Here is a 23,416-nt window from a genome sequence, read left to right on the forward strand (position 1 = left end):
AATAGTTTCATGAACGGCACGACTCGCCGGCCTTCGAAACCAGCCTGGAGACAAGGGAATGGAACCGCTAGCACGCGCGGATGTGGCGGCTTTCCGAAACGGGGGTTCCGCCATGGCCAATGCAATCATCGACGATAGCGGCGTCCGGATCGACAGCGAGCGTCGCCGGGGCCGCGGGGCCGGCATCAATCCGACAGGCCGGTTCGAGCCGGTCACGCGGCACGTCTTCGACGACGGATGGAGCACATTCGAAGAGCTGCCGCCATTCAAGACCGAAGTGCAGACCGAGCGGCCGCGCACCATCATCACCCGCAACAGCTCACCCGATATATCCTTCGACCGGTCGATCAACCCCTATCGCGGCTGCGAGCACGGCTGCGTCTATTGCTTCGCGCGGCCGACCCACAGCTACATGGGCATGTCACCGGGGCTCGATTTCGAGTCCAGGCTGTTCGCCAAGCCCGACGCGGCCAAGCTGCTCGACAAGGAGCTTTCCAAGGAAGGCTACCAGCCGCGCACCATCGCCATCGGCACCAACACCGACCCCTACCAGCCCATCGAGAAGCAGTGGCGCATCATGCGCGAGATCCTCGAGGTACTGGAGGCCAGGAAACACCCCGTTGGCATCGTCACCAAGTCGGCGCTGGTGGTGCGCGACATCGACATCCTCTCGCGCATGGCCGAGCAGGGGCTGGCCAAGGTCGCGCTTTCAGTGACGACGATGGACCGCGTGATCGCCCGCACGATGGAGCCGCGAGCGGCTACCCCTACCCGCCGCCTCGAGGCTATGCGGCAGCTGAGCAACGCCGGCATTCCGGTCGGGGTCATGGTGGCGCCGATCATTCCCGGGCTGACCGATTCCGAGATCGAGCGCATCCTCGATTCGGCACAAGCCGCGGGCGCCACCGAGGCGGGTTACGTCATCCTGCGACTGCCGCTCGAAGTCAGCCCGATCTTCAAGGACTGGCTGCTGCGTCATTACCCTGATCGCTATCGGCACGTGATGTCGCTGGTGCGTTCGATGCGCGACGGCAAGGACTACGATTCGGAATGGGGCAAGCGCATGAAGGGCGCCGGTCCCTATGCCTGGCAGATCGGCCGCCGCTTCGAGATCACCGCACGCAAGCTCGGCATGAACGTAAAGCATCCGCTCCGCACCGACTTGTTCGTGGCCGCCGAGAAGCGGCACGAGCAGCTGATGCTGCTTTGACGAACTGACCCGGGCCGCTGGCCGGCCCGCGGCGAATGAGCATCCCGTCCGGCCTTTCCCCAAAAATGCCGACGGTGCCCTTCCCGGCCTCCGCCCCATTGGGCCCGGAAGGACTTGCGGAGAATCGGGCCTGATGCGAGCATTGCCGCGCCATGGCTCGTCAGCGTCCCGATTCTCCGTCCCTCTTCGAAATCGTCGAACGTCCCGATTTCTCCGTCGAAAAGCGCGCGATCAAACGCGGGCAGTGGCCGGTCGCCGGCCTGGACGAAGCCGGGCGTGGGCCGCTTGCCGGCCCTGTGGTCGCTGCCGCCGTCGTGCTCAACCCCAAGCGCATCCCTGCCGGCCTTGACGATTCCAAGCGCCTCACCTTTGCCCAACGCGAGGACCTTTTTGTGGAGATCCTCGGCACTGCCCTAGGTGTCGCCATGGCGTCGGTCTGCGCCGAAGGCATCGACAGCAGCGACATCCGCAAGGCAAGCCTGGAGGCTATGCGCCGCGCGCTCGTCGGCCTGCCCCTGGCGCCCAAGCTTGCGCTTGCCGACGGCAGAGATGTGCCGCCTGGCCTGCCCTGCCCCGGCGAAGCGCTGGTGAAGGGCGACCAGCGTTCGCAATCAATCGCTGCGGCCTCCATCGTCGCCAAGGTCATGCGCGACCGCATGATGACGGGCTGCGGCCAGACCGATGCGCGCTATGGCTTCGAGATCCACATGGGCTACGCCACCGCCCGCCACCGCGCGGCCATCACAGCTCACGGCGCGGTCACGCGCTGGCACCGCATGTCGTTCTCGCCATTCCGGCTGGACGGCGAGGAAGCAATCCCCACCGACGACGAACTTCTCTGAAAGTTCATCTAGCGCTGCTGGCCGCGGACAGACGGACCGCTAAGCGGGCTTGCTCGGCCCGTAATCGCCCATGCACATATGCGAGTCGCCAAACGTATTCGCTGCTGGGACCGCCGACTGAACCGCCCCACTGAAATCCACGCAATAAAAAAGCCGCCGGAAACCGGCGGCTTTCAAAATGTCCCTGACGGAAGCGTCAGTTGAGCTTCGACTTAACCTGCTGCAGCGAAGCCTTGAAGAGGTCCGCGTCAGCCTTGCTGTCGACCTTGCTGGCCAGCAGCGTGCGGGCAGCCTCGACGGCGAGATCAACCGCGGTCGAGCGCACTTCGTTAATGGCGTCGCGCTCAGCCTGGCTGATCTTCTGCTCGGCGAGAGCGGCGCGGCGTGCGACGTACTCTTCGGTCTTCGTCTTGGCCTCGGTGACCAGAAGTTCAGCCTCGTGCTTGGCAGCCTCGACGATGTCGGCGGCTTCCTTCTCGGCTTCCTTGCGCTTGCGCTGGAATTCGGCGAGCAGCTGCTGCGCTTCTTCGCGCAGCTTGCGGGCTTCCTCGAGCTCGTTGCGAATGCGGTCCGCACGCGCGTCGAGCGACTTGGAGATCATCCCCGGCACCTTCATGTAGATGACGACGGCGACGAAAATGATGAGGGCGACTAAGGCCCAGAATGTAGCATCCATGGCCCGCTCCTACTCCTGCGCAGCCTTGACGGCGGCAGCAACGGCAGCCTTGTCGGCCTTGCCGCCGACCAGTTCCTGTACGATTGCGGCAGTGGTGTCTTCCGCGATCGTGCCGACTTCCTTCATCGCGGCAGTCTTGATGGCAGCGATGCGGCCTTCAGCCTCGGCGAGCTTCTGCTCGAGTCCGGCTTCTACCTTCTTGCGCTCGGCATCGGCATCGGCCTTGGCACCATCGCGGGCCTGCTGACCGATCACATTGGCCTTGGCCTTGGCCTCGGCAAGTTCCTGCTCGTAGGCAGCAACCGCGGCATCCGCCTCGCTCTTCATGAGAGCGGCCTGATCGAGATCCTGCGCGATGCGATCGCGACGGACTTCCAGGATACCACCCACGCGCGGCAGAACCACTCTCTTCAGAAAGATGTAGAACAGGCCAAACGTGATCGCGAGCCACAGGATCTGTGACGGATAGAACGACGGATCGAACGGAGGAAACTTCGCCTCGCTCTCCGCATGCTCCAACGAATGGGTTTCATTCGTCGCCGGAGCCTGCTCCTGCGCGAATGCCGGTGTCACGAACATTTGCTTCCCCTGTTCACCCTATCCGGCCGCAACAGCGCGGCCGGAGATATCGCTCTGGTCCAGCAACTCTTACGTGAAGAGGAGCAGCAGGGCGACGAGGAGCGAGAAGATGCCGAGAGCTTCGGTAACGGCGAAGCCGAAAATCAGACGGCCGAACTGGCCATCGGCAGCCGACGGGTTGCGCAGCGCGCCCGCCAGGTAGTTACCGAAGATGGTGCCCAGGCCGATGCCTGCACCGCCCATGCCGAGGCAGGCGATGCCCGCACCGATTGCCTTTGCTGCTGCTACTTCCATGTCCAACTCCTTGTGGATCGAAATTCAGTTCAATGCTTACACTTGGCGGGAGGAGGCCCGCCGGCGACTTGTATTAGTGGCCCGGATGCAGGGCGTCGTTGAGGTACATGCAGGTCAGAACCGCAAAGACGTAAGCCTGCAGGAAGGCCACCAGAACCTCGAGGGCGGTGATCGCAACCGTCATGGCGAGCGGCAGGATCGAGCCGGCGACACCAATCGCGCCGAAAGCGCTCAGCGAAGCGACGAAGCCCGCGAAAACCTTAAGCGTGATGTGACCGGCCAGCATGTTCGCGAAAAGACGGACGGAGAGGCTGATCGGACGCGAAAGGAACGAGATGATTTCGATGAGCACGACCAGCGGCACCAGAATGCCCGGCACGCCGCTTGGCACGAACAGCTTCAGGAAGCCGATACCGTTCTTCATGAAGCCATAGACGATCACGGTGCCGATCACCAACAGCGCCAGCGCGAAGGTGACGATGATCTGGCTGGTGACGGTGAAGAAATACGGGAACAGCCCGAGCAGGTTGGCGACCAGCACGAAGGTGAACAGCGAGAAGACGAACGGGAAGAATTTCATCCCGTGCGACCCTGCCGCATCTCTCAGCATCGAGGCCACGAACTCGTAGGACATTTCCGAGATCGACTGTAGGCGGCTCGGGATCAGGCCGCGGCTCGAAGTCGTCAGGAACAGGAAGGCGCTGGCGGCCACGACCGTGGCAACCATGAAGGCCGACGAGTTGGTAAAGGACAAGTCGTATCCGCCGATTTCGATCGGAATCAACTTCGTGATGTGAAACTGATGGATCGGATCGTTGGACACGTGGCCCCCTTGGTAAAATTTGTGCCCGCAAGCACAGTTGATTCAGTCGTCCGAACCCTTGGGGCGCTTATCTGGCGCCTTCTGGCCCGGCTGGGCGACGACACCCGCGGAACGCATGACATTGAGAACGCCGGCAGCGAAGCCAAGGAGCAGCAAGACGATCAAGCCCCATGGCGACGTTCCAGCCCAACGGTCAACCGTCCATCCCAGTCCGGCACCTACCGCCACCCCCGCGATGAACTCGCTGGACAGCTTCACTGCCTGACCGTATCCGGTCGTCCCGCCCGACTTGGCGCCTCGTTCCCCTTCACTTCCACCCTGCCGTCTCGCCGCAATTTCTGCGTCAAGCTGGCGCCGGCGGCGCTCGAGGTCGTCGTCACGGAAGGCAGGCTTGTCATTCGTTTCAGGCTCGGTCTTGCTGGTTTTGCCTGACCCCTTTTTCGTGGTCATCCAAACCTCCTGGCCCGATAAAACGTCGCCGTTCTTCCGCTTTAAAGTCGCGGGCAACATAGTTAGGGAGCCTATTCGCGTCAAGCCACGGAATGGCCGCACTCCCGATGTATTTTTTGCAATGATATCAGCATCTTGGCAAAGTGCGACATCCTGCCCGACGCGGCAAGGGGCCAGCTACACCCGAATCCGGGCGGAATCCGGGCCGGCCCATCGCTTCAAGCGGGCCTTCGACAGGGAAGTCAGATCCAGCCGCCACCATAGGTGCGGTAGAAGATGTGCAGGCCGATTCTCTTCATTTTCTCCATAGTGCTAGCCCAGTTGGGGCGCACATAGGCGGCGTAGTAATGCGTCGAGGAGGCGACTTCCGGTATGAATATCTTGCCGGCGGTGACGGCCATCGCAATCTCCTCGGCGATCTTGTAGTGCCGTTGGCTGGTGACGACCTTCTTGCGACCGTCGCAGGCGAAGGAGAACTGGCAGCGATTGAGCCAGTCGTCGTTCTGGTAGACGACACCGCAGATCGTGTTGGGATAGGTGGGATTGCGAACGCGGTTCAGGATCACCTGGGCCACGGCCGCCTGCCCCTTCAGGCTTTCGCTTTGCGCTTCGAAGTAGATCGCGGTTGCGAGGCATTTCTGCTCGGGCTTGGAGAAGACGCTGGCAGGCAAGGGATTGCGCATCCAGTCGTGATCGCCGTCCGTCATGGGCGGAAGGAAGCGCCCGGCAGTCGGGCTCTGGTCTTTGAGCAGGCTCTCGAAGGGCGACGTCTTGGCGTAGTCTGGCTGGGCCGGCGCATAGGCGGTGGCCAGTATGTCCGGTGGGTTGTCGTTGACGAGGTTCGCCAGAATCGCCGGCACGCCGGGCGTCTTCTTCGGCTTCTTCTCTTCCTTGGGATGGAAGGCAGTGGCGATCGCCACTTCCTTCCCTTTGATCTGCGGCTTGGCGAAAGCCATCTTGAGGTTGCCGTCGAAGGTCGGCTGCATCAGCGAACTTGTGCGGCCAAGTACCGAGCCGGCATTGAACGCCTTGGGCGGCGCCACTGGCGCCACATTCATGATGCGGCTGCGCTTGTCCCGGCGGTTGACGCGCTCTTCATCCGGCACTTCGTTGGCTGCGACAGACTTGCCGCGAAAGGCGACCGTGCCGACGCCCGGCACATTCACGCCACCTCCGGACATCGAACCGGTGATGATGTCGCCGTCGGCGAATGGAAACTCGACCTCATGGATCGATCCGGCCACCGAACTCTGCACGAAAGAGTTCCAGCGCGCGCCAGCCGCTTCCGCACCCGAGATAAGGCTGCGCATGTCCTGATAGGCGGCCACCGTGGGAAAGCCGATCCAGATACCTAGCCCGATGACGAGAGGAGGAAGAGGCGAACGCTTCCTCTGGCTGGCGGCGGCCAGTTGCGGTGTCGATGAACGTCGATGCACAGAAACTCTCCAGAACGCAACAGCACCTCTGGAGAGGGAAAACAGAGCTTCGGCCCGCCTGACGCGCGGCATGGCGCGTCCAGGGCCATGCTCTGAACCCTCTCCGAAACACTCGTTAACCATAAGAAGGCATGGTTAACGGGCACTTAATCTGGAGGGTTGAGGTGCAGAAGGAGCGGAGGGAGGTTGCCTGCGGAAGGGTAATGCTCCCGCAGGTATGAAACATCAGGGCTGGTTCAGCGTCTTGTCACGCCGCCAAGAATTCTATGGCGCAATCAATTGAGCTTGCGCGCCGCAATGACCACCCCGTGCTCAGTCGGATGCAGCCTGACGGTGAAACCCATCTCGCGGCACATTTCCAGCATCTTGGTGTTCTCGGCGAGAATGATCCCTTCGATCCGCTTCAGCCCGTCGGCCGTCGCATAGTCGATCAGATGCTGGAGCAAGGCCCAGCCGACCCCGTGCCCATGCAGATCGCTCCGGACGAGAATGGCGTATTCGCCGGTTTCATGGTCCGGATCGGCGTAAATTCGAACGATGCCGGCGACATCGCCATTGGGCTCCAGCGCTAGGAAAGCCATTTCGCGATCATAGTCGAGCTGCGTCAGCCGAAGCAGCGTTTTGTCTGAAAACTGCTTGCGAGGCGCCAGGAACCGCAGGCGAATGTCTTCGGGTGAAATCCGGGCGAAGAAATCCGGATAAAGCGCGATATCGGCGGGTTTGATCGGCCTTATGAAATAGTCTTCCCCTTTCAGGGAAACGCTCTTTTGCCAGCTGTCGGGATAGGGCCGGATGGCCAATGCGGGGTTCGGGCCGAGGCTGTCGATATCGGAAGGCTCGATTTCCACCCGCGCATCCAGCGCAAGCACGCCTTCGTCGTCGGCCAGCAACGGATTGATGTCCATTGAGAAGATGCAGGGAAAATCGACGACAAGCTGCGAAAGGGCGTTGATCGCCAGGCTGATGGCGTGGCGGTCGGCCGGCTTGCGGTCGCGATATCCCGCCAGTAGCCGCCCAATCCGCGTGCGCTCGATCAGATCCGAGGCGAGCACGTCATCGAGCGGCGGCAGGGCGATCGCCGTGTCGTCGATGACCTCGACGGCCGTGCCGCCCGCGCCGAAAAGCACCACCGGTCCGAAGATCGCATCCTGGCTTACACCCAGGATCAGCTCCTGTGCATGACTGCGCTCGATCATCGGCTGCACGGAGAAACCGTCGATGGCGTCGTCCAGCCCACGCCTTGCGACGCGCTCCTGGATCGTTTCGGCGGCGTTGCGGGCGGCTTCGGCCGTTTCGATGCCGAGCACCACGCCCCCGACATCGGACTTGTGAGTAACGCTACGGGAAAGCAGTTTCACCACGACCTTGGGCGTTTGACGCAGCATGCGCTCTGCGGCTGCTTCCGCCTCTTGAGGCGAATGGGCGACCACCGTTTCGGGAACGGGAATGCCGTAGGCGGCAATCACCGCCTTGGCCTCCGGCTCGGTCAGCAGGCTCCGTCCCTCTGAAGCAACCTTGCGAAAGATCGAGAGCACCTCGTCGCGGTCGCCGGCGATGTCCTCGCTGCGGGTCGACGGCACGCGCATCAGTGCCCGCTGAGCGCGCGACCAATCGCTGAGATAGGAAACGGCCCTGGCCGCGTCGCTCGGGGTTTCGTAGGTGGCGATGCCTGCTCCTTCCAGGATGGCGCGGCCGGCGCGTGCGGTGTGCTCGCCAAGCCAGGAGGTCAGCACCGGCTTGCCGCCGATCATTCCCCGCGCCGCGAGCGAAGCGACCGCCTGCGCCGCTTCGGCCGGCGAAGCAAGCCCGGTCGGGCAGTTCATCACCAGCAGCGCATCCACCTGCGGGTCTGCCGCGACCGCCTCGATGGCGGCCGTGTAGCGCTCAGGCGAGGCGTCGCCGATGATGTCGGCCGGATTTGCGCGCGACCAGGTTGGCGGCAGCACCTTGTCGAGCCGCGCGATGGTGTCGAGCGAAAGCTCGGCCAGGTCGGCCTTGGAATCCATGAGCTGATCCACCGCAAGTACGCCGGCCCCGCCGCCATTGGTGACGATCCCTACCCTCGCCCGCTCGAGCGGCGCGAAGCGGGCGATGGTTTCGGTCGCGTCGAAGAGATCGGCAAGCCCGCGAACCCGCAACACACCCGCGCGATTTAGCGCTGCCTCGACGACGCGGTCGGCCCCCGACAATGCGCCGGTATGCGTGGCTGCGGCCTTGGCTGCCTCGGCATGTCGTCCGGGCTTGATCGCCACGACCGGCTTCAGCCTGGCTGCGGCCCTTGCGGCCGACATGAACTTTCTCGGGCGCGGGATGGATTCGAGATACATGACGATGGCGCGCGTGTTCGCATCGCCGGCCAGTAGATCGAGCAGGTCCGCGACATCGACATCGGCCATGTCGCCCATCGAAACGATATGCGAGAAACCGATCTTCTTGTCCGCCGCCCAGTCGATAAGCGACGTGGCGATAGCGCCGGACTGCGATAGCAGGGCCACGCCGCCCGGCTTGACCGTCATATGCGCGAAGCTGGCATTGAGCTTTGCCCAGGGCGCCACGAGCCCCACCGAATTGGGACCGATGATGCGAAACAGGAAGGGCTTTGCCGCATCCAGCATCGCCTGCTTGAGGCCACTCTGCTCGTTCACGCCCGCCGTAATCACGACCGCAACACGCGTTCCCTTCACGCCAAGCTCATGGATGATGCGGGGGACCGTCGGCGGCGGGGTGACGACGACGGCAAGGTCGGGCACCCCGGGCATATCCGCGATGCGGGAACAACAGGGTCGGCCGGCTATCTCGCGACGCTTCGGATTGACCGGCCAGATCTCGCCTTCGAAGCCGCCGCTGATGATGTTGCTCATGACCACCCGGCCGACCGATCCCTCGCGATCCGAGGCACCGATGACGGCGACCGATTTGGGGTGAAGCGAAGATTCCAGATTCCGAATCGTCATGTCCGCGCTTTCCTGCATCCCCAGCGAAGCTACAACTGTATTGTGGGGCGTCTTTGCGCTGGGTCAAACCATGACGGGTCACCAACGTTGCCGTGAGTGAGGTCGACGATGCCGATAAGAAGCGCTGGCATTCTCATGTTCAAGCGGGCCGATAGCGGCATCATGGTCCTGCTCGTGCATCCCGGCGGGCCGTTCTGGAGCAAGAAGGATTTTGGGGCCTGGAGCATTCCCAAGGGGGAATATGACGGCTCGGAGGACGCGGAACAGGCAGCCCGGCGCGAATTTTTTGAGGAAACGAGTGCCGAGGCGACGGGCAACCTGCTGCCGCTCGGGACATTGCGCCAGCGCAGCGGCAAGCTCATCACCGGCTTCGCCATGGAAGGCGACTTCGAAGTCGAGAAACTACTGAGCAACAGCTTCGAGATGGAATGGCCGCCGCGTACCGGGAACATCCAGTCGTTCCCTGAAGTGGACCGTGCCGGATGGTTCACCCTCGACGAGGCTTCGGAAAGGATCTTACCCGGCCAGCAACCGTTCCTTACGGAGCTGGAGAATCTGCTGGGCGCAACGCGGTCCGAGGCCGTCCCTCCCGGCAACGAGTGACCGGGGTTGCGCCAGAGCAAATCCTTCTGGCCGAAGCTTCCAGAAATGGCAACGGGCTGAAACCATCCGGCTTCAGCCCGCTTCAATGATCAGGTGCGCTTGTTGGCGCGGCCGGCAAACGGATTGTCCGGCGCACGAAGCACCATGCGGATCGGTACGCCCGGCATATCGAAGGATTCGCGCAGGCTGTTCACCAGATAACGCAAATAGGATTGCGGCATGGCATCAGGCCGCGTGCAGGACAACACGAAACCCGGCGGCCGCGTCTTGGCCTGGGTGATGTACTTGATCTTGAGGCGACGGCCAGCCACCGCGGGCGGCGGATGATGCCCGAGGATGCGTTCCAGCCAGCGGTTGAGACGCCCGGTGGAGACACGGCGGTTCCAGACCTGATGGGTCTTCAGCACCGCGTCCATCAGCTTGTCGAGGCCGCGCCCGGTTTCAGCCGAGACCGGAACCGCCAACAGGCCGCGCACCTGCGGCAGCAGCCGGGCAGTCTTCTCGTGCAGATCGGCCAGCGTTGCCTGCGGGTTCTCGATCAGGTCCCACTTGTTAAAGGCCAGCACCAGTCCACGTCCCTCGCGGATGATGAGGTCGGCGATCTGCAGGTCCTGCTTCTCGAAGGGGATGGTGGCATCGAAGACGACGATGACGATTTCGGCAAAGCGCACCGCGCGCAGGCCGTCGGCCACCGACAGTTTTTCGAGCTTTTCCTGAACCTTGGCCTTGCGGCGCATACCGGCAGTGTCGAACAGCCGGATGAGACGGCCGCGCCATGTCCAGTCCACCGAGATCGAATCGCGGGTGATGCCGGCTTCGGGGCCGGTCAGCAGCCGCTCTTCTTCGATCAGCGCGTTGATCATCGTCGACTTGCCGGCGTTCGGCCGCCCGACGACGGCGATGCGCATCGGCTTCGTTTCGTCATAGGCAGTTTCGACGTCGGGGTCGGCAATGTCCTCGCCGACGAGAACCTCGGTCAGCGGGTGATCCTCGGATTCTTCCTCGTCCTCGCCGAATGCGCGGTCTTCGCCGATCGCCTCGATGATCGCCTCGCGAAGGTCGGGCATGCCCTGCCCGTGCTCGGCCGAGATCGGGATTGGCTCGCCGAGACCGACTTCCCAGGCTTCCAGCATGCCGCCCTGCGCGCCACGCGCCTCGGCCTTGTTGGCGACGAGCACGACCGGCTTGCCCGAACGGCGCACGACATCAGCAAAGGCCTTGTCGTCCGGCATTAGGCCGGACTTCGAATCGACCACGAAGAGCACGAGATCGGCTTCGTCGATGGCGAGTTCAGTCTGCGCGCGCATGCGGCCCTGCAGCGTGGCTGCAGCTGCCGTTTCGAAGCCGGCGGTGTCGATGACCTCGAAATTAAGGTCGTAAAGCTTTGCTGCATGGACGCGGCGGTCGCGCGTCACGCCCGGCGTGTCGTCGACCAGCGCCAGTTTCTTGCCGACAAGGCGGTTGAAAAGCGTGGATTTGCCGACATTAGGTCGGCCGATGATTGCTACTTTGAAGCTCATTGGGTGCTATCACGACGCAGCGCCCGAACCGCGGATCAGTTCGGACATCATTGTAGCGCGTTCGCGCGCGTTGCGCGGGGCGCCATCGTCGGACGAAATCTGTTCGAACAGCTTCAGCGCGTCGGCCGCCTTGCCGTCCTTCCAGGCGGACAGGCCGAGCGCCTCGCGCGCCGAACTGCGCAGCGGGTTGGTGTCGGCAGTCAGGTCCTCGACCCGCTTGGAAACGTCGGCATAGGAGCCGTGATCGACCAGGATATAGGCAGCGCGCAGGCGAGCGATGTCGCGCATCACCGAGGGGATCGCGGAATCGGCGGCAACCGCGTCGAACTCCTTCACCGCGCCGTCGGTGTCGCCCTTGTCGATCAGAACGGTCGCAGCGCGCATTCGCGCCAGCACCGGATAGGCGCCATAGCCGCTCTGCTCCAGCGTCTTGAGCGCCGCGAGCGCATCGTCCGGCTTGCCGGAATTAGCCAGCGTCAGCGCCTGCAGGAACTCGTCACCGGAATGGCTGGCCTGCCGTTCGGCCCAGTATTCGTAACCGACGAAGGCCGCCGTACCGAGCACGACCAGGATCGCGGCCACGATCGCAATCGGGCCGAAACGCTCCCAGATGAGGCGTGCGCGCTCCTGGCGGATTTCCTCATTTACTTCGCGGATGAAACTGTCGTCCGACATTCGCTCAAACCATGTTTGCCCAGACCGGGCTGTTGTGAGCCAGCGTTTTAGCGATATTTCGCCGGCATGGAAGGGGGCGAGGCGGAAAATCGCGGATTGCCATCCGAAGCGGGCGAAAAGACCGGTTCATTAACCGGTCCGGCACCATAGTTACCCGCAACCACGCCACATTCTCGACATATGCCTGCCTGCCTTCATTCTCAGCCAGAACCGGAGCAATGTCAGTAATTTTTCGTGCTTTTACGCTTGCCTGCGTCTCATTTTCACTCACCTGCCCGGCATTTGCCGACGAATCTCCCACGCAGCGGCCGCAATATGTCATCATCTCCTTCGACGGCGCCCACGAACTGGCGCAGTGGCAGCGCAGCCGCAGCCTGGCCGCCCGCACCGGCGCACGCTTCACCTATTTCCTGTCCTGCGTCTTCCTGCTGAGCCGCGAGAACCGCAACGAGTATCACGCCCCCGGAAAGTCGGCGGGGCGCTCCAATGTCGGTTTTGCCCAATCGAAAGACGAGGTGCGGCAGCGGCTTGCCCAGATCTGGCTCGCGCGCTCCGAAGGCCATGACATCGCCAGCCACGCCTGCGGCCATTTCGACGGCAAGGACTGGACCAAGGCCGACTGGCTGAGCGAGTTTTCCTCCTTCTCGCGGATCGTGCGCGACGCCTACAAGATCAATGGCATCGAAGGTGAACCCGAAGGCTGGAAGCAGTTTGCCGAGACCGGCATTTCAGGCTTCCGCGTGCCCTACCTGTCCGACGGCAAGACGCTCTACGCCGCGCTTGCGGAGACGAAGTTCACTTACGACGCCAGCGGCATATCGCGCGGGCCGGCCGAGCCACAGATGGTCGACGGCATGATGCGATTTGCGCTGCCGCAGATTCCCGAAGGACCCCAGCAGCGGCCGATCATCGCCATGGACTACAATCTGTTTGTGCGCCATTCGGGCGGCATCGAACGCAAGGACGCCGATGGCGCGTTCGAGAACCGCGCCTATCAGGCGTTCCGCGCGGCGTTCGACCGTGAGTACAATGGCAAGCGCGTGCCGCTGGAGATGGGATTTCACTTCACGCTGATGAATGGCGGCGCCTATTGGCGGGCGCTGGAGCGTTTCGCCGGCGAAGTCTGCGTGAAGGCTGACGTCAAATGCGTCAGCTATGCCGACTATCTCGCCGACCAGCGTGCTGCCGGCAAGACCCAAACAAGCAATGTCGGCGGCTGAGCCGCCGACATTATTTTCTCATCAGAAGTGGTCCGTGGCGGCAACCCGCCCTTCGACATAGCGCTGGTCGATGCCCGGCAGCGGCTCACCTTCAAGCGCAGCCTCGAACGCCCGCAGGCGCTTGTAGATGGACAGCAGCTCGATGATGGTCGGCCAGGAATTGACCAGATACTGGAACGACGAAGTCACCTGCGAAAACGCGTTGCTGATCTGGTTCAGCAAGCCCAGCGTGATCGTATGGGCAACAAGCGAAGGCACTATCAGGATAAGTGAAAATACGTTGTTGACCTGCAGGTAGAGGAACCGGAATACGTTGAAATACACGTAGTGGAAGTACATGCGGAAATAGTTTCTCCGCACGTTATCGAACAGCTCGGACAGGGCGATCGGCTGCGCGCGTTCGATATGGTCTTCGCCATAGACCAGTTCCTTGCGGTAGGCCGCTTCGACGCGCTGATTGCGGAACTGAAGTCCCGGAAGCTTGACGCCGACTACAGCGAGCAGAACCGTTCCGAAGATCGCCCAGGCGATGGCCGCCAACACCAGCGGATGCGGTACGGCCCCGACAAGCGGCAGTGCGGTGATGTGCTCGGAGAGCTTGATCAGGAGCGGCGTGAACGCGATGAGCGTCATGATCGAGTCGATCAAATTGCCGCCGAGGGTCTCCATGATCGTCGAAAACCGCATCGAGTCTTCCTGGACACGCTGCGCGGCGCCTTCGATGTGACGCAGCTTCGGCCAGTTCGCGACATAGAAATTGTTCATCGCAGTTCGCCAGCGGAAGACGTAGTGGCTGACGAGGAACACCGTGAGCGCGCTGACGACGACCGCCACGCCCGCAATCCCCATGAACGTCATAACTTCCCAGTAGACATCACTGGCCGGGACGTCTTTGCCGGAGATGATGGCCTGGATCAGATCCCAGAACGGCCCGTACCAGTTGTTGATGGCGACGCTCACCTGCACCTGGAAGTAGGTGATGAACAGGATGAGCGCCGTGCCGAGGATCGACCAACGCTGCCACGGGTGTGGCGAGAACCGGCTCCAGAAGCCGTAGAACAGCGCCACGCTGAGGGCGAAGTAGATGTAGAACCAGAGGAACGGTCCAGACCAGAACACCGAGATACCGATGATCGGCGGTGTGCCCGGAGCAGCCGGCGGCATGCCGAACATGGCGCCCAGCCCTTCTCCTCCGAAGTACCAGAGCAGCACGACAAGGGCTGCCCACAGAGCTGCCGAAATGAAGAACAATTTCGGCTTGGGGAAAAACGATACAAACACGCGGGTGAGATCCTTGTAGCGCGCGACGCGCTGTTGCGATTGACCGGCATGAGGTCATAGTTCTCCGAGAAAGAAAACCCTGTCCTGCCGGCGCCGTGATACCCCACAAAACGACAATTGTGGCGATTTTGACGTAAGGGCAAGGTGCGGCGACGCGTCAGTTTACCTTTCTTTGTCTCGCGCATACACATTTCAATGAGACATGTCGGAGAGATTTTCATGAACCAGACCGCAGTCGCCACCGTCGGACTCTACGCCGTTCTCAACATGGCAATTCTGTTCTGGCTGGTGGTGGCGACGAGCCAGATCCGGCGGCGTTATAAGGTCTGGATCGGCAATGGCGGGGTGGCTCATCTGGAACGCGTCATGCGCGGTCACGCAAACGCCATCGAGAACATGCCGATGACGATGCTGCTGCTGCTGATCACCGCACTTCTGGGAACGTCGGTCGTCGCGCTGCACCTGCTCGGCGTCGCGTTTACTGCGGGGCGCGCGCTGCACGCCTGGCATTTCATCGAAGAGAAAGGCGCCCGCTGGCAGCGGGAAATCGGCTTTGGCCTCAGCGGGTTGGCGACCATCGTAACGATGACCACCCTTCTGGGCCATGCATTCCGGCTTCTTCTCTGATCTAAGCCCCCACTTTCGAACGCCTAGCCTCAGGTTTCCTGCGAAAGGCTGCCGTCCCGAAAAGCACAGCAGCCGCGATTGAAGGGCAGATCGCCGAGTTCGCGTTCGGACATAGCGCCGAGCGCCGGGTGCGCGAGCGGGTCATGGGCCCAGGTCGGAACTTCATCCTGAATGGCATCGCCATGCGGGCCGAAAAGCGCGTGAATGAATGAGATAATCTTCATCGCCTTTTCTCCTTTGAATGTCGACATTTTGAATATTCCGGCTTCCGCGGCAATCGACAATTCGCCGTTCCGAGTTTAGAAAATCTGTATGCTCAACCTGAACAACGTTCATCTCAACGGGTTGCGCGCGGTGGAAGTGGTCGCGCGGCGCGGCTCGCTCCTCAAAGCCGCCGAGGAGCTTGGCGTGTCGCCGAGCGCGGTCAGCCAGCAGATCAACCGGACCGAAAAGCAGCTTGGAAGAACACTGTTCGAGCGCACGCCCACGGGCCTCGTACCCACCGAGTTCGGCCTCGCCTTCACCACGCGTCTCAGCGCCGGTTTCCGCGAGCTCGCCCAAGCAGTCTCGCTCGCCGACGACCGCACCCCGAACACGCTGATCGTCTCCGTCGCGCCGGCCTTCGCCTCGCGCTGGCTGGTGCCGCGCCTCAGCCGTTTCTTTGTGCGATACCCCGAAATCCTCGTCCGTATCGATGCCTCGACCCGGATCGTCGATCTCGGCCGCTCGGACGTCGACGTGGCGATCCGGCTGGGCGAAGGAAACTGGCCGGGCGCGCGCGCCGAGCTGCTGCTGCCGATGGAGATCTTTCCAGTCTGCTCGCCGCATATAGCCGGAAAGCTGAAGTCCATCGACGATCTCGCCAGAAGCTGGGTGATCACCGATGAAAACAGTATGATCTCATGGGAAGACTGGTTCGAGGCGGCCGGCGTCGCTCCCGTCATGCCGCAGCAGGGCGTCAGCTACACCGACCCGATCCTGTGTCTGGAATCGGTGATCGCCGGTCACGGCATCATGCTGGCCTGGCAATTCCTCGCCGCGGATGCCCTGGCTGACGGCCGGCTCGTCGCCCCGTTCGGCATTTCGGCACGCACCGGGTTCGGGCACTATCTCGTCACCGCGGAGGGTCAGCGCTCGAGCCGCAAGGTCGATTGCTTCCGCAGCTGGATCAACGAAGAAGTGAAGACGACAGTAGCCAATATGCACGCGGCAACCCCGCATGCGGCGCCCGGTGATGGTGTTCATCCAACCCGATAGGCGCTATGACTTTTCGCAAATCACCACAGGAGCAGTTTCGTCATGACCTCCCACACGAGCGCAACCGCCGCAATCGACCCCGTCAAGCTCGACCGTCTGGCCGAGGTGGCGGTTAAGGTCGGCCTGGACCTGCAGCCGGGCCAGGACCTGGTGCTGACCGCGCCGATCTCGGCGCTGGCGCTGGTTCGCCGCATTGCCGAGCATGCCTACAAGGCCGGCGCGGGCCTCGTCACGCCCATCTTTTCCGACGACGAGCTGACGCTCGCGCGTTATCGCCACGCGCCCGACGCCAGCTTCGACCGGGCCGAGGGCTGGCTCTACGAAGGCATGGCCAAGGCCTATGCCGGCAATGCCGCGCGGCTGGCGGTGCGCGGCGACAACCCGATGCTGCTGGCCGGCGAAGACCCGGCAAAGGTGTCGCGCGCCAACAGGGCGACCTCGACCGCCTACCGCCCGGCACTGGAGAAGATCACCGGCTTCGACATCAACTGGAACATCGTTGCCTTTCCGACGCCGGCCTGGGCCGCGCTGGTGTTCCCGAGCGAGCCGGAAGACATTGCCGTCGCCAAGTTGGCCGATGCGATCTTCGCTGCCTCGCGCGTCGACAGGGAAGATCCGGTCACGGCCTGGAAGGAGCACAATGCAGCACTTGCCCGCCGCACCGCCTGGCTGAATGGCAAGGCGTTCCATGCCTTGCGTTTCCGTGGCCCGGGCACGGACCTCACCGTGGGCCTGGCCGACGGCCACAAGTGGAACGGCGGCGCCGAGATGGCCAAGAACGGCATCACCTGCAACCCCAACATCCCGACCGAAGAAGTGTTCACGACGCCGCATGCCAGCCGCGTCGAAGGCCATGTAACGAGCACCAAGCCGCTGTCCTACCAGGGCACGCTGATCGACCAGATTTCCGTGCGCTTCGAGGGCGGCCGCATCGTCGAGGCGAGCGCGGCGCGCGGCGCGGATGTACTGAACAAGGTTCTCGACACCGACGAAGGCGCGCGGCGCCTCGGCGAAGTGGCGCTGGTGCCGCACTCCTCGCCGATCTCGCAGAGTGGCCTGTTGTTCTACAACACGCTGTTCGACGAGAATGCCGCCAGCCACATCGCGCTCGGCCAGTGCTATTCAACCTGCTTCGCCGACAGCAACCTGTCGCCGCTGGAAGTCGCATCGCGCGGCGGCAACTGCAGCCTCATCCATATCGACTGGATGATCGGCTCCGGCCAGATCGACATCGACGGCCTGGACAAGGACGGCAATGCCGAGCCGGTGATGCGCCAGGGCGAATGGGCCTGAGCCGTTAGGCGAAAGTCCCTCAAGCACAAAGGGTGGCGCAAGCCGCCCTTTTTCATTTAGCGGGAAGAACCCCTGCCCTTTCAGCCCGCCGCCAGCGCCTGCGCATAGAGCTCGGGTTTGAAGCCGATAAGACGCCGGTCGCCAAGGTCGAGCACGGGACGCTTCACCATCGAAGGCTGCGCCAGCATCAGCGCCATCGCCTTTGCGGCATCGAGATCCTGCCGATCGGCGTCAGGCAGCTTGCGGAAGGTCGTGCCGGCGCTGTTCAGGACTGTTTCCCAGCCGAGTTCGTCGCACCAGCCCGCAAGTCGCTCGCGATCGAGACCTTCGGTCTTGTAGTCGTGGAAGGCGTAGGCAACGCCATGCTCTTCCAGCCAGACGCGCGCCTTCTTCATGGTGTCGCAGTTCTTGATGCCATAGATGGTGACGGTCAAAGCAAGTCCTCTCGTGACGCCGATTGAGGTCCCAGACTTACCCGTCAAAAGGCCAGTTGCCGAGCACGCGATACTTGGCCGGGCCACTTCGTTGTGGACGATCACATGCGACAGGACGTAGCGGGCCCCCGCCGGCAGGCCGTCGCTAAACGGAATGTGAACCTTTGAAATCTATTGGCGGGCTAACCGCAGGCGCACCTTGCGGAGCAGCCGATCGCGGTCGGCAGAATGCCCAGAAGGAACGAAAATGTCCGGAAACCCCGCCGCCACCGACCCCGCCATTGCCCGCCGCCTCGCCTTTGTCCGTCTCGACAGCGACGCGCGTGCAGCCCTCAACGAGGTGAAGCCGGCAATCGAGGCAGCACTGCCCGCAGCGATGGACAGTTTCTACGGCCACATCGGCGGCTTCGAGGAAGCCCGCCAGTTCTTTGGCGCTTCGGGTGGCGCCCAGAGAATGCAGGCTGCTGCCGGACGCCAGGTAAAACACTGGAGCGCGATTGCAGCGGCGAACTTCGGCGAAGCCTACGTCCAGTCGGCCAAGCGGATCGGCAAGATCCATGCGGATATCGGGCTTGAGCCGCGCTGGTATGTCGGCGGCTACACGGTCATCATCGACGAGCTCACTTCGGTCGTGCTCGAGCAGCTCTGGCCAAAAGCTCTCGGCATTCAGGCGCCGGGCCGGGAGAAGGCGAGCCGCGCGCTGAGCGCGCTGATCAAGGCTTCGCTTTTCGACATGGAACTCGTGATCTCGACCTATCTGGAAGAGTCCGAGCGCCGGCGGCTCGAAGCCGAAGCGGCTCGCGAAAGGGCGGAAAACGAACAGCGCACGGCGCTGGCCTCGCTGGCCGAGGCGATCGACCAGCTTTCCAAGGGCCGCATCAACTACCGGATCGACGGGGTCGACACGCCGACCTACGCCGCAATCCGCGACGACTTCAATCGCGCCATGGAACTGCTTGAGGAAGCCATCGGCCGCATCCATGGAAACTCGGGCGCCATCCGCGACGGCTCTTCCAAGATCGTCCAGGCAGCCGACGACCTGGCACGGCGTACCGAGCACCAGGCCGCGAGCCTCGAGGAGACGGCCGCCGCTCTCGAAGAGATCTCGCAGGCCACGGCCCAGACCGCCAGCGGCGCGCTGAAGGCGAACGGTGTCGCGCAGGATGCAAAATCCAGCGCCCAGTCCAGCAGCCAGGCCATGCGCGACCTCATCGTCGCCATGTCGGAGATCGACAGCTCTGCGAAACAGATCGGACAGATCGTCTCGCTGATCGACGACATCGCCTTCCAGACCAACCTGCTGGCACTCAATGCCGGCGTCGAGGCCGCGCGCGCCGGTGACGCGGGCAGAGGCTTTGCCGTCGTCGCCTCCGAGGTCCGCAGCCTGGCGCAGCGCTCGGCCGATGCCGCGCGCGAGATCAAGACGCTGATTGCCTCGTCCGGCGACCGCGTTGCAGCCGGCGTCAATCTCGTCGGCCAGACGGGCGACGCCCTCGAAGTGCTCATCAGCAAGGTCTCCGAGATCAGCGTGCTGGTCGCCGATATCGCCAATTCCGCCAAGGAACAGTCGATCGGGCTGACCGGCATCAACGAAGCGGTCAACCAGCTCGACCAGGTCACCCAGCAGAACGCGGCCATGGTCGAAGAGACCACGACCTCCTCGCACGCCCTTGCCCTCGAAGCGGAAAACCTGACGACCAGCGTGTCGCATTTCGAGATCTCGCGACAGATCCCGAGCCAGACACCGGTCCTGCAGCAGCCGCGGCGCACGGCGCCTTCACTTAGGGTCGTTCGCGGCGAAGCCACCAAGCCCACCGCCTCGAGCGACGACTGGACCGAGTTCTGAGGCCTAGAACCTCAGAACTCCGGGTCCCCACGGCGTCGGATGCGCCGGCCCTCTCCGTTCACTCGCGCATGACGATCGCGACGATTGCACCAGACAGGAAGGTGACGGCGCCGATCGTGAGGATCGCGGCGCTGAAGCCGAAGCGGTCGGCGATCAGGCCTGCAGAGAGCGCGCCGATGGCGTAGCCGAGGTCGCGCCAGAACCGGTAGACGCTCAAGGACCGGGCTCGCCATGTCGGATGCGAAGCGTCCGAGACGGCTGCGATCAGGCTCGGATAAACCATCGCGGTTCCCAGGCCGAGCAGGACGCTGGCAAATATCCACCATTCGAACCGGCCGGTCAGCGCTGTCAGGAAGAGGCCGGCCGCCTGGACCCACATGCCGGCGACGATCAGCCCCTTGCGCCCCCATCGATCGCTCAGCGGGCCGGTGACGACCTGGCCGACACCCCACACCATCGGATAGACAGCCTTCAAAATGCCGATCCGCTCGACCCCGAGGCCGAGTGAGGTGAAGAACATGGGAAAGATGCCCCAGCTCATGCCGTCGTTGAGATTGTTGATGAGGCCAGCCTGCGACGCCGCAAAGAGGTTGCGGTTCTTGAACGAGGTCAGCATGAACACCTCGCGGAACAGCGGCGATGCCTCCTTGGCGACCCCGCTGGCCTCCACCCGGACGTGATGGCGCGTGTCGCGCACGACAAGGATGGAGAGGATCGTGCCGGCAACGGCATAGAAGACGCCCAGATAGATAGGCACCGGGCGCAAGCCGTAGCGGCTGGCGAGATAGCCTGTCAGGAAGGCAGTCAAGCCAACCGCGAAGTAGCCCGCGAATTCGTTGAGGCCGACGGCCAGTCCCCGACCCTTAGGGCCGGCCAGATCGACTTTCATGATGACCGTCATCGACCAGGCGAAGCCTTGGCTCAAGCCTAGCAGAACGTTCGCTGCGATGACCCATTCCCAATTGGGCGCAGCGATGATTATCAACGGGACCGGGAGGCCGACCAGCCAGCCGGTCACCAGCACGCGCTTGCGCCCCCAACTGTCGGCCAACTGCCCCGAAACCAAATTGGCGAACGCCTTCACCACGCCGAAGCTGATGATGAAGGAAGTGATCAGCGTCGTGGACTCGATGTGAAAGTCTTCCGAGCCGATCAGGGGCACCACCGTTCGCTCGATGCCGACCATGCCACCCACGAAGGCATTGATGAGAACGAGCAAAGAGAACTGCCGCCAGTTCTCCTTCAATCCGAGCTTGACGGCGGAAACTGGCTTCGAAGCTGCTTCGATCGCCATCGGTCAGCCCGCCACGTTGGCGCAACCGGAATTGGCGGCGCGCAGTTTCGTGGCTTCCGGCGGCGCAGGGGGAATGTTGTGACGGCGCTCGAAGATACCTGCAGGATCGGTATGCAGGAATTGCCTGAGGATCATCGCCTTGCACCCCGTTGTCCCTGATGGTAGATTCATTCAATCATTCTGCTGAATGATCTTTCAGGGAGGCAGAGTTGTCAAGCGTGAGACCGAAACAAGCGATTTTCGAGAGCCTTGCCGAGATTGCCCAGGCGCTCGGTCATGCAAAGCGGTTGGAGTTGCTGGAACACCTGGCGCAGGGGCGGCGATCGGTCGAAGAGCTCACCGCGCGCACGGGCATGACCTTTGCGAACACCTCGCGGCATCTTCAGATTCTGCGCCGCGCGCGGCTCGTCGACACGGAGCGGGCTGGAAAGCATGTACTTTACAGCCTGGCTGGCGGCACGGAGGTCGTCACGCTCGTCAAATCGCTCGGCCGGGTCGGCGAGCGAAATGTTGCCGAGGTCAATCGCGTCATGAATGACTACTTCCATGAGCGGGACTCGATGGAAGCCGTCTCCCGCGAAGATCTGGTCGGCCGAATTGCCGATGGGCTTGTGACCGTGCTTGACGTTCGGCCGGAAGATGAGTTCTCGCTCGGCCATCTGCCGGGAGCGCTCAACATTCCGCTGAGCGAACTGGAAAGCAGGTTGAGTGAACTGTCGCCCGACACCGAGATCGTAGCCTACTGCCGCGGGCCCTATTGCGTGTTCGCTTTCGAGGCCGTCGCCGCACTGCGCGCCAAGGGCTTCAGGGCCATGCGGCTCGAGGATGGCTATCCGGAGTGGAAGGCCAGCGGCCTCGCCATCGAAGAGCCCGCCGGCCCACGCTGACCCGGCCAGGTCTCTGTTCGACACACAGGTTGGACGACCATGCGCCAGGCGCGCTCATCACTATGAGGTACTCCACCCCAAAAGGACCAGGACCCCGGCAACGGCATCGCCACGACCGCGTTTATGCCCGGACCCGATTGAAGGGCCGTTTCAGATGCCGTTGGGCGACTGAAGCGGCACTGCAGGATCGTTCAATTCGGGTCGAAACGAGCTGAATACATTGCCATTGAGTCGGGAGCCGGGCCGAACAGCACCGCATGATGATCCTCTTCTCCCGGCCGGAAACCTGTGTCTAACGGAGAACTCATATGTCGAATGCCCTCACCATGATTGCGTCGGCGGCGGCGCTTGTCCTTGGCATGACTGCGACCGGAGCCAACGCGGCAGGGAGCCCTGCGGTCAAATCCATCATTCTCGTGCATGGCGGCTTCGTCGACGGAGCTGGTTGGGAAGGCGTCTATTACCTCCTCAAGAAGGATGGATATGACGTAACCATCGTCCAGAACCCGACGACCTCTCTGGCCGACGACGTCGCGGTCACGAAGCGGGCGATTGCAGCTGCCCCCGGCAAAGTAATCCTGGTCGGGCATTCCTATGGTGGCGCTGTCATCTCGGAATCCGGCACGGATCCCAAGGTGGCGGGCCTTGTCTACATTACGGCCTTTGCGCCGGATGCCGGCGAATCTGTTTCGACCCTTATCGCCAATCCGCCGCCCGGAGCCCCGGTGCCGCCGATCCTGGCGCCGGTCGACGGGTACCTGTTCCTGGATCGGGCAAAGTTCGCCGGCTCTTTCGCCGCGGACGTTCGCCCCGACCTGGCACAGTTCATGGCGGACTCGCAGGTTCCGTGGGCCGTGGCGGCCTTGGAGGGCAAGATCACTGCACCCGCCTGGAAGGCGAAGCCGAGCTGGTACCTGGTTGCGACCGACGACAAGATGATCCAGCCGCCGGCGCAGCGCGCAATGGCCAAGCGGGCCAAGGCCGTCGTTTCGGAAGCGCCCGGCAGCCACGCCATCTACGTCTCGCATCCTGACGTAGTCGCCAAGGTCATCGAGCAGGCTGCCGCCAGCGTGCCCGCCAACTGAGGCCAAGGCCCAGTGCCGAAGCGTCTGGGCGCCCCCCTTGTTGGCGCCCAGCACCCGGGGAACGGCCGCCGGTCAACCGCCACCAATGACCAATCTGAAGTACCGCCATCGAACGGCCGGAACCGCTATG

24 protein-coding genes are annotated in these 23,416 nt (G+C 63.0%); 10 read left to right on the forward strand and 14 right to left on the reverse strand.

Features of this window, described 5'->3' with window-relative positions; genetic code table 11:
* The first annotated feature begins 58 nt into the window (after positions 1 to 58).
* A complete protein-coding gene (locus M2281_RS04030) occupies positions 59 to 1,210 on the forward strand; it encodes a PA0069 family radical SAM protein (protein ID WP_280819810.1) in 1,152 nt (383 codons plus the stop codon).
* Positions 1,211 to 1,362: 152 nt separating this feature from the next.
* The gene (locus tag M2281_RS04035; RefSeq protein ID WP_280819811.1) at positions 1,363 to 2,052 is read left to right on the forward strand and encodes a ribonuclease HII; all 690 of its coding nucleotides are present in this window, start codon (positions 1,363 to 1,365) and stop codon (positions 2,050 to 2,052) included.
* 196 nt (positions 2,053 to 2,248) lie between these two features.
* Here M2281_RS04035 and M2281_RS04040 read toward each other — a convergent pair whose 3' ends face one another.
* From M2281_RS04040 to M2281_RS04070, 7 genes are all read right to left on the reverse strand, one after another.
* Positions 2,249 to 2,728: a F0F1 ATP synthase subunit B gene (locus M2281_RS04040; RefSeq protein WP_280819812.1), complete on the reverse strand. Its 480-nt coding sequence runs from the start codon at positions 2,726 to 2,728 to the stop codon at positions 2,249 to 2,251.
* Between the two features lie 9 nt (positions 2,729 to 2,737).
* On the reverse strand, positions 2,738 to 3,307 hold the full coding sequence (locus M2281_RS04045; protein WP_280819813.1) for a F0F1 ATP synthase subunit B: 570 nt from the start codon (positions 3,305 to 3,307) through the stop codon (positions 2,738 to 2,740).
* 69 nt (positions 3,308 to 3,376) lie between these two features.
* The gene (locus M2281_RS04050; protein ID WP_106723915.1) at positions 3,377 to 3,601 is read right to left on the reverse strand and encodes a F0F1 ATP synthase subunit C; all 225 of its coding nucleotides are present in this window, start codon (positions 3,599 to 3,601) and stop codon (positions 3,377 to 3,379) included.
* Between the two features lie 73 nt (positions 3,602 to 3,674).
* Entirely contained in the window at positions 3,675 to 4,424 is a 750-nt protein-coding gene (locus M2281_RS04055) for a F0F1 ATP synthase subunit A (protein WP_280819814.1), read from the reverse strand.
* Between the two features lie 42 nt (positions 4,425 to 4,466).
* The gene (locus M2281_RS04060; protein ID WP_280819815.1) at positions 4,467 to 4,874 is read right to left on the reverse strand and encodes an AtpZ/AtpI family protein; all 408 of its coding nucleotides are present in this window, start codon (positions 4,872 to 4,874) and stop codon (positions 4,467 to 4,469) included.
* Between the two features lie 242 nt (positions 4,875 to 5,116).
* Positions 5,117 to 6,310, reverse strand: a complete 1,194-nt coding sequence (locus M2281_RS04065) for a cell wall hydrolase (RefSeq protein WP_280819816.1) — start codon at positions 6,308 to 6,310, stop codon at positions 5,117 to 5,119.
* 275 nt (positions 6,311 to 6,585) lie between these two features.
* Positions 6,586 to 9,264, reverse strand: coding sequence for a bifunctional acetate--CoA ligase family protein/GNAT family N-acetyltransferase (locus M2281_RS04070; protein ID WP_280819817.1), 2,679 nt, complete (start codon positions 9,262 to 9,264; stop codon positions 6,586 to 6,588).
* Positions 9,265 to 9,372: 108 nt separating this feature from the next.
* Here M2281_RS04070 and M2281_RS04075 point away from each other — a divergent pair, with 108 nt between their 5' ends.
* Positions 9,373 to 9,867, forward strand: coding sequence for an NUDIX domain-containing protein (locus M2281_RS04075; protein ID WP_280819818.1), 495 nt, complete (start codon positions 9,373 to 9,375; stop codon positions 9,865 to 9,867).
* Between the two features lie 89 nt (positions 9,868 to 9,956).
* On the opposite strand, the gene der is transcribed toward M2281_RS04075, so the two are convergent.
* Together der and M2281_RS04085 are read right to left on the reverse strand one after the other, a co-directional pair.
* On the reverse strand, positions 9,957 to 11,387 hold the full coding sequence (gene der / locus M2281_RS04080; protein WP_280819819.1) for a ribosome biogenesis GTPase Der: 1,431 nt from the start codon (positions 11,385 to 11,387) through the stop codon (positions 9,957 to 9,959).
* Between the two features lie 9 nt (positions 11,388 to 11,396).
* Positions 11,397 to 12,062 (reverse strand): tetratricopeptide repeat protein, encoded by a 666-nt coding sequence (locus tag M2281_RS04085; protein ID WP_280819820.1) that lies wholly within the window; start codon positions 12,060 to 12,062, stop codon positions 11,397 to 11,399.
* Positions 12,063 to 12,280: 218 nt separating this feature from the next.
* On the opposite strand from M2281_RS04085, the gene M2281_RS04090 reads away from it, so the two are divergent.
* The gene (locus M2281_RS04090) at positions 12,281 to 13,282 is read left to right on the forward strand and encodes a polysaccharide deacetylase family protein (RefSeq protein ID WP_280819821.1); all 1,002 of its coding nucleotides are present in this window, start codon (positions 12,281 to 12,283) and stop codon (positions 13,280 to 13,282) included.
* A 21-nt stretch (positions 13,283 to 13,303) separates the two neighbouring features.
* Here the strand turns inward: M2281_RS04090 and sbmA are convergent, their stop codons facing one another.
* Positions 13,304 to 14,563: a peptide antibiotic transporter SbmA gene (gene sbmA / locus M2281_RS04095; RefSeq protein WP_280819822.1), complete on the reverse strand. Its 1,260-nt coding sequence runs from the start codon at positions 14,561 to 14,563 to the stop codon at positions 13,304 to 13,306.
* 219 nt (positions 14,564 to 14,782) lie between these two features.
* On the opposite strand from sbmA, the gene M2281_RS04100 reads away from it, so the two are divergent.
* Positions 14,783 to 15,190 (forward strand): MAPEG family protein, encoded by a 408-nt coding sequence (locus M2281_RS04100; protein ID WP_280819823.1) that lies wholly within the window; start codon positions 14,783 to 14,785, stop codon positions 15,188 to 15,190.
* Between the two features lie 29 nt (positions 15,191 to 15,219).
* On the opposite strand, the gene M2281_RS04105 is transcribed toward M2281_RS04100, so the two are convergent.
* On the reverse strand, positions 15,220 to 15,474 hold the full coding sequence (locus M2281_RS04105; protein WP_280819824.1) for a hypothetical protein: 255 nt from the start codon (positions 15,472 to 15,474) through the stop codon (positions 15,220 to 15,222).
* A 28-nt stretch (positions 15,475 to 15,502) separates the two neighbouring features.
* Here M2281_RS04105 and M2281_RS04110 point away from each other — a divergent pair, with 28 nt between their 5' ends.
* On the forward strand, positions 15,503 to 16,447 hold the full coding sequence (locus tag M2281_RS04110) for a LysR substrate-binding domain-containing protein (protein WP_280819825.1): 945 nt from the start codon (positions 15,503 to 15,505) through the stop codon (positions 16,445 to 16,447).
* A 42-nt stretch (positions 16,448 to 16,489) separates the two neighbouring features.
* Positions 16,490 to 17,740, forward strand: coding sequence for an aminopeptidase (locus M2281_RS04115; protein ID WP_280819826.1), 1,251 nt, complete (start codon positions 16,490 to 16,492; stop codon positions 17,738 to 17,740).
* A gap of 80 nt (positions 17,741 to 17,820) precedes the next feature.
* Here the strand turns inward: M2281_RS04115 and M2281_RS04120 are convergent, their stop codons facing one another.
* Positions 17,821 to 18,174 (reverse strand): ArsC family reductase, encoded by a 354-nt coding sequence (locus M2281_RS04120; RefSeq protein ID WP_280819827.1) that lies wholly within the window; start codon positions 18,172 to 18,174, stop codon positions 17,821 to 17,823.
* 247 nt (positions 18,175 to 18,421) lie between these two features.
* Between M2281_RS04120 and M2281_RS04125 the strand changes: the two genes are divergently transcribed.
* Complete coding sequence (locus M2281_RS04125) at positions 18,422 to 20,020, forward strand: methyl-accepting chemotaxis protein (protein ID WP_280819828.1); 1,599 nt, start codon at positions 18,422 to 18,424, stop codon at positions 20,018 to 20,020.
* Positions 20,021 to 20,078: 58 nt separating this feature from the next.
* On the opposite strand, the gene M2281_RS04130 is transcribed toward M2281_RS04125, so the two are convergent.
* Together M2281_RS04130 and M2281_RS04135 are read right to left on the reverse strand one after the other, a co-directional pair.
* Complete coding sequence (locus tag M2281_RS04130; RefSeq protein WP_280819829.1) at positions 20,079 to 21,314, reverse strand: MFS transporter; 1,236 nt, start codon at positions 21,312 to 21,314, stop codon at positions 20,079 to 20,081.
* A gap of 3 nt (positions 21,315 to 21,317) precedes the next feature.
* Positions 21,318 to 21,485: a hypothetical protein gene (locus tag M2281_RS04135; RefSeq protein ID WP_280819830.1), complete on the reverse strand. Its 168-nt coding sequence runs from the start codon at positions 21,483 to 21,485 to the stop codon at positions 21,318 to 21,320.
* A 38-nt stretch (positions 21,486 to 21,523) separates the two neighbouring features.
* Between M2281_RS04135 and M2281_RS04140 the strand changes: the two genes are divergently transcribed.
* A complete protein-coding gene (locus M2281_RS04140) occupies positions 21,524 to 22,201 on the forward strand; it encodes an ArsR/SmtB family transcription factor (protein ID WP_280819831.1) in 678 nt (225 codons plus the stop codon).
* 308 nt (positions 22,202 to 22,509) lie between these two features.
* Positions 22,510 to 23,286, forward strand: a complete 777-nt coding sequence (locus M2281_RS04145) for an alpha/beta hydrolase (RefSeq protein WP_425537664.1) — start codon at positions 22,510 to 22,512, stop codon at positions 23,284 to 23,286.
* Positions 23,287 to 23,416: the final 130 nt, after the last annotated feature.

Source organism: Pseudaminobacter soli (ex Li et al. 2025) (assembly GCF_029892515.1).
Lineage (GTDB): Bacteria > Pseudomonadota > Alphaproteobacteria > Rhizobiales > Rhizobiaceae > Pseudaminobacter > Pseudaminobacter soli_A.

Excerpts from the sequence above, each read along its gene's own strand:
- M2281_RS04030 (WP_280819810.1), top strand. The coding sequence starts at position 59 with ATGGAACCGCTAGCACGCGCGGATGTGGCGGCTTTCCGAAACGGGGGT.
- M2281_RS04035 (WP_280819811.1), top strand. The coding sequence starts at position 1,363 with ATGGCTCGTCAGCGTCCCGATTCTCCGTCCCTCTTCGAAATCGTCGAA.
- M2281_RS04040 (WP_280819812.1), bottom strand. The coding sequence starts at position 2,728 with ATGGATGCTACATTCTGGGCCTTAGTCGCCCTCATCATTTTCGTCGCC.
- M2281_RS04045 (WP_280819813.1), bottom strand. The coding sequence starts at position 3,307 with ATGTTCGTGACACCGGCATTCGCGCAGGAGCAGGCTCCGGCGACGAAT.
- M2281_RS04050 (WP_106723915.1), bottom strand. The coding sequence starts at position 3,601 with ATGGAAGTAGCAGCAGCAAAGGCAATCGGTGCGGGCATCGCCTGCCTC.
- M2281_RS04060 (WP_280819815.1), bottom strand. The coding sequence starts at position 4,874 with ATGACCACGAAAAAGGGGTCAGGCAAAACCAGCAAGACCGAGCCTGAA.
- M2281_RS04070 (WP_280819817.1), bottom strand. The coding sequence starts at position 9,264 with ATGACGATTCGGAATCTGGAATCTTCGCTTCACCCCAAATCGGTCGCC.
- M2281_RS04075 (WP_280819818.1), top strand. The coding sequence starts at position 9,373 with ATGCCGATAAGAAGCGCTGGCATTCTCATGTTCAAGCGGGCCGATAGC.
- der (WP_280819819.1), bottom strand. The coding sequence starts at position 11,387 with ATGAGCTTCAAAGTAGCAATCATCGGCCGACCTAATGTCGGCAAATCC.
- M2281_RS04085 (WP_280819820.1), bottom strand. The coding sequence starts at position 12,062 with ATGTCGGACGACAGTTTCATCCGCGAAGTAAATGAGGAAATCCGCCAG.
- M2281_RS04090 (WP_280819821.1), top strand. The coding sequence starts at position 12,281 with ATGTCAGTAATTTTTCGTGCTTTTACGCTTGCCTGCGTCTCATTTTCA.
- M2281_RS04100 (WP_280819823.1), top strand. The coding sequence starts at position 14,783 with ATGAACCAGACCGCAGTCGCCACCGTCGGACTCTACGCCGTTCTCAAC.
- M2281_RS04110 (WP_280819825.1), top strand. The coding sequence starts at position 15,503 with ATGCTCAACCTGAACAACGTTCATCTCAACGGGTTGCGCGCGGTGGAA.
- M2281_RS04115 (WP_280819826.1), top strand. The coding sequence starts at position 16,490 with ATGACCTCCCACACGAGCGCAACCGCCGCAATCGACCCCGTCAAGCTC.
- M2281_RS04125 (WP_280819828.1), top strand. The coding sequence starts at position 18,422 with ATGTCCGGAAACCCCGCCGCCACCGACCCCGCCATTGCCCGCCGCCTC.
- M2281_RS04130 (WP_280819829.1), bottom strand. The coding sequence starts at position 21,314 with ATGGCGATCGAAGCAGCTTCGAAGCCAGTTTCCGCCGTCAAGCTCGGA.
- M2281_RS04135 (WP_280819830.1), bottom strand. The coding sequence starts at position 21,485 with ATGAATCTACCATCAGGGACAACGGGGTGCAAGGCGATGATCCTCAGG.
- M2281_RS04145 (WP_425537664.1), top strand. The coding sequence starts at position 22,510 with ATGTCGAATGCCCTCACCATGATTGCGTCGGCGGCGGCGCTTGTCCTT.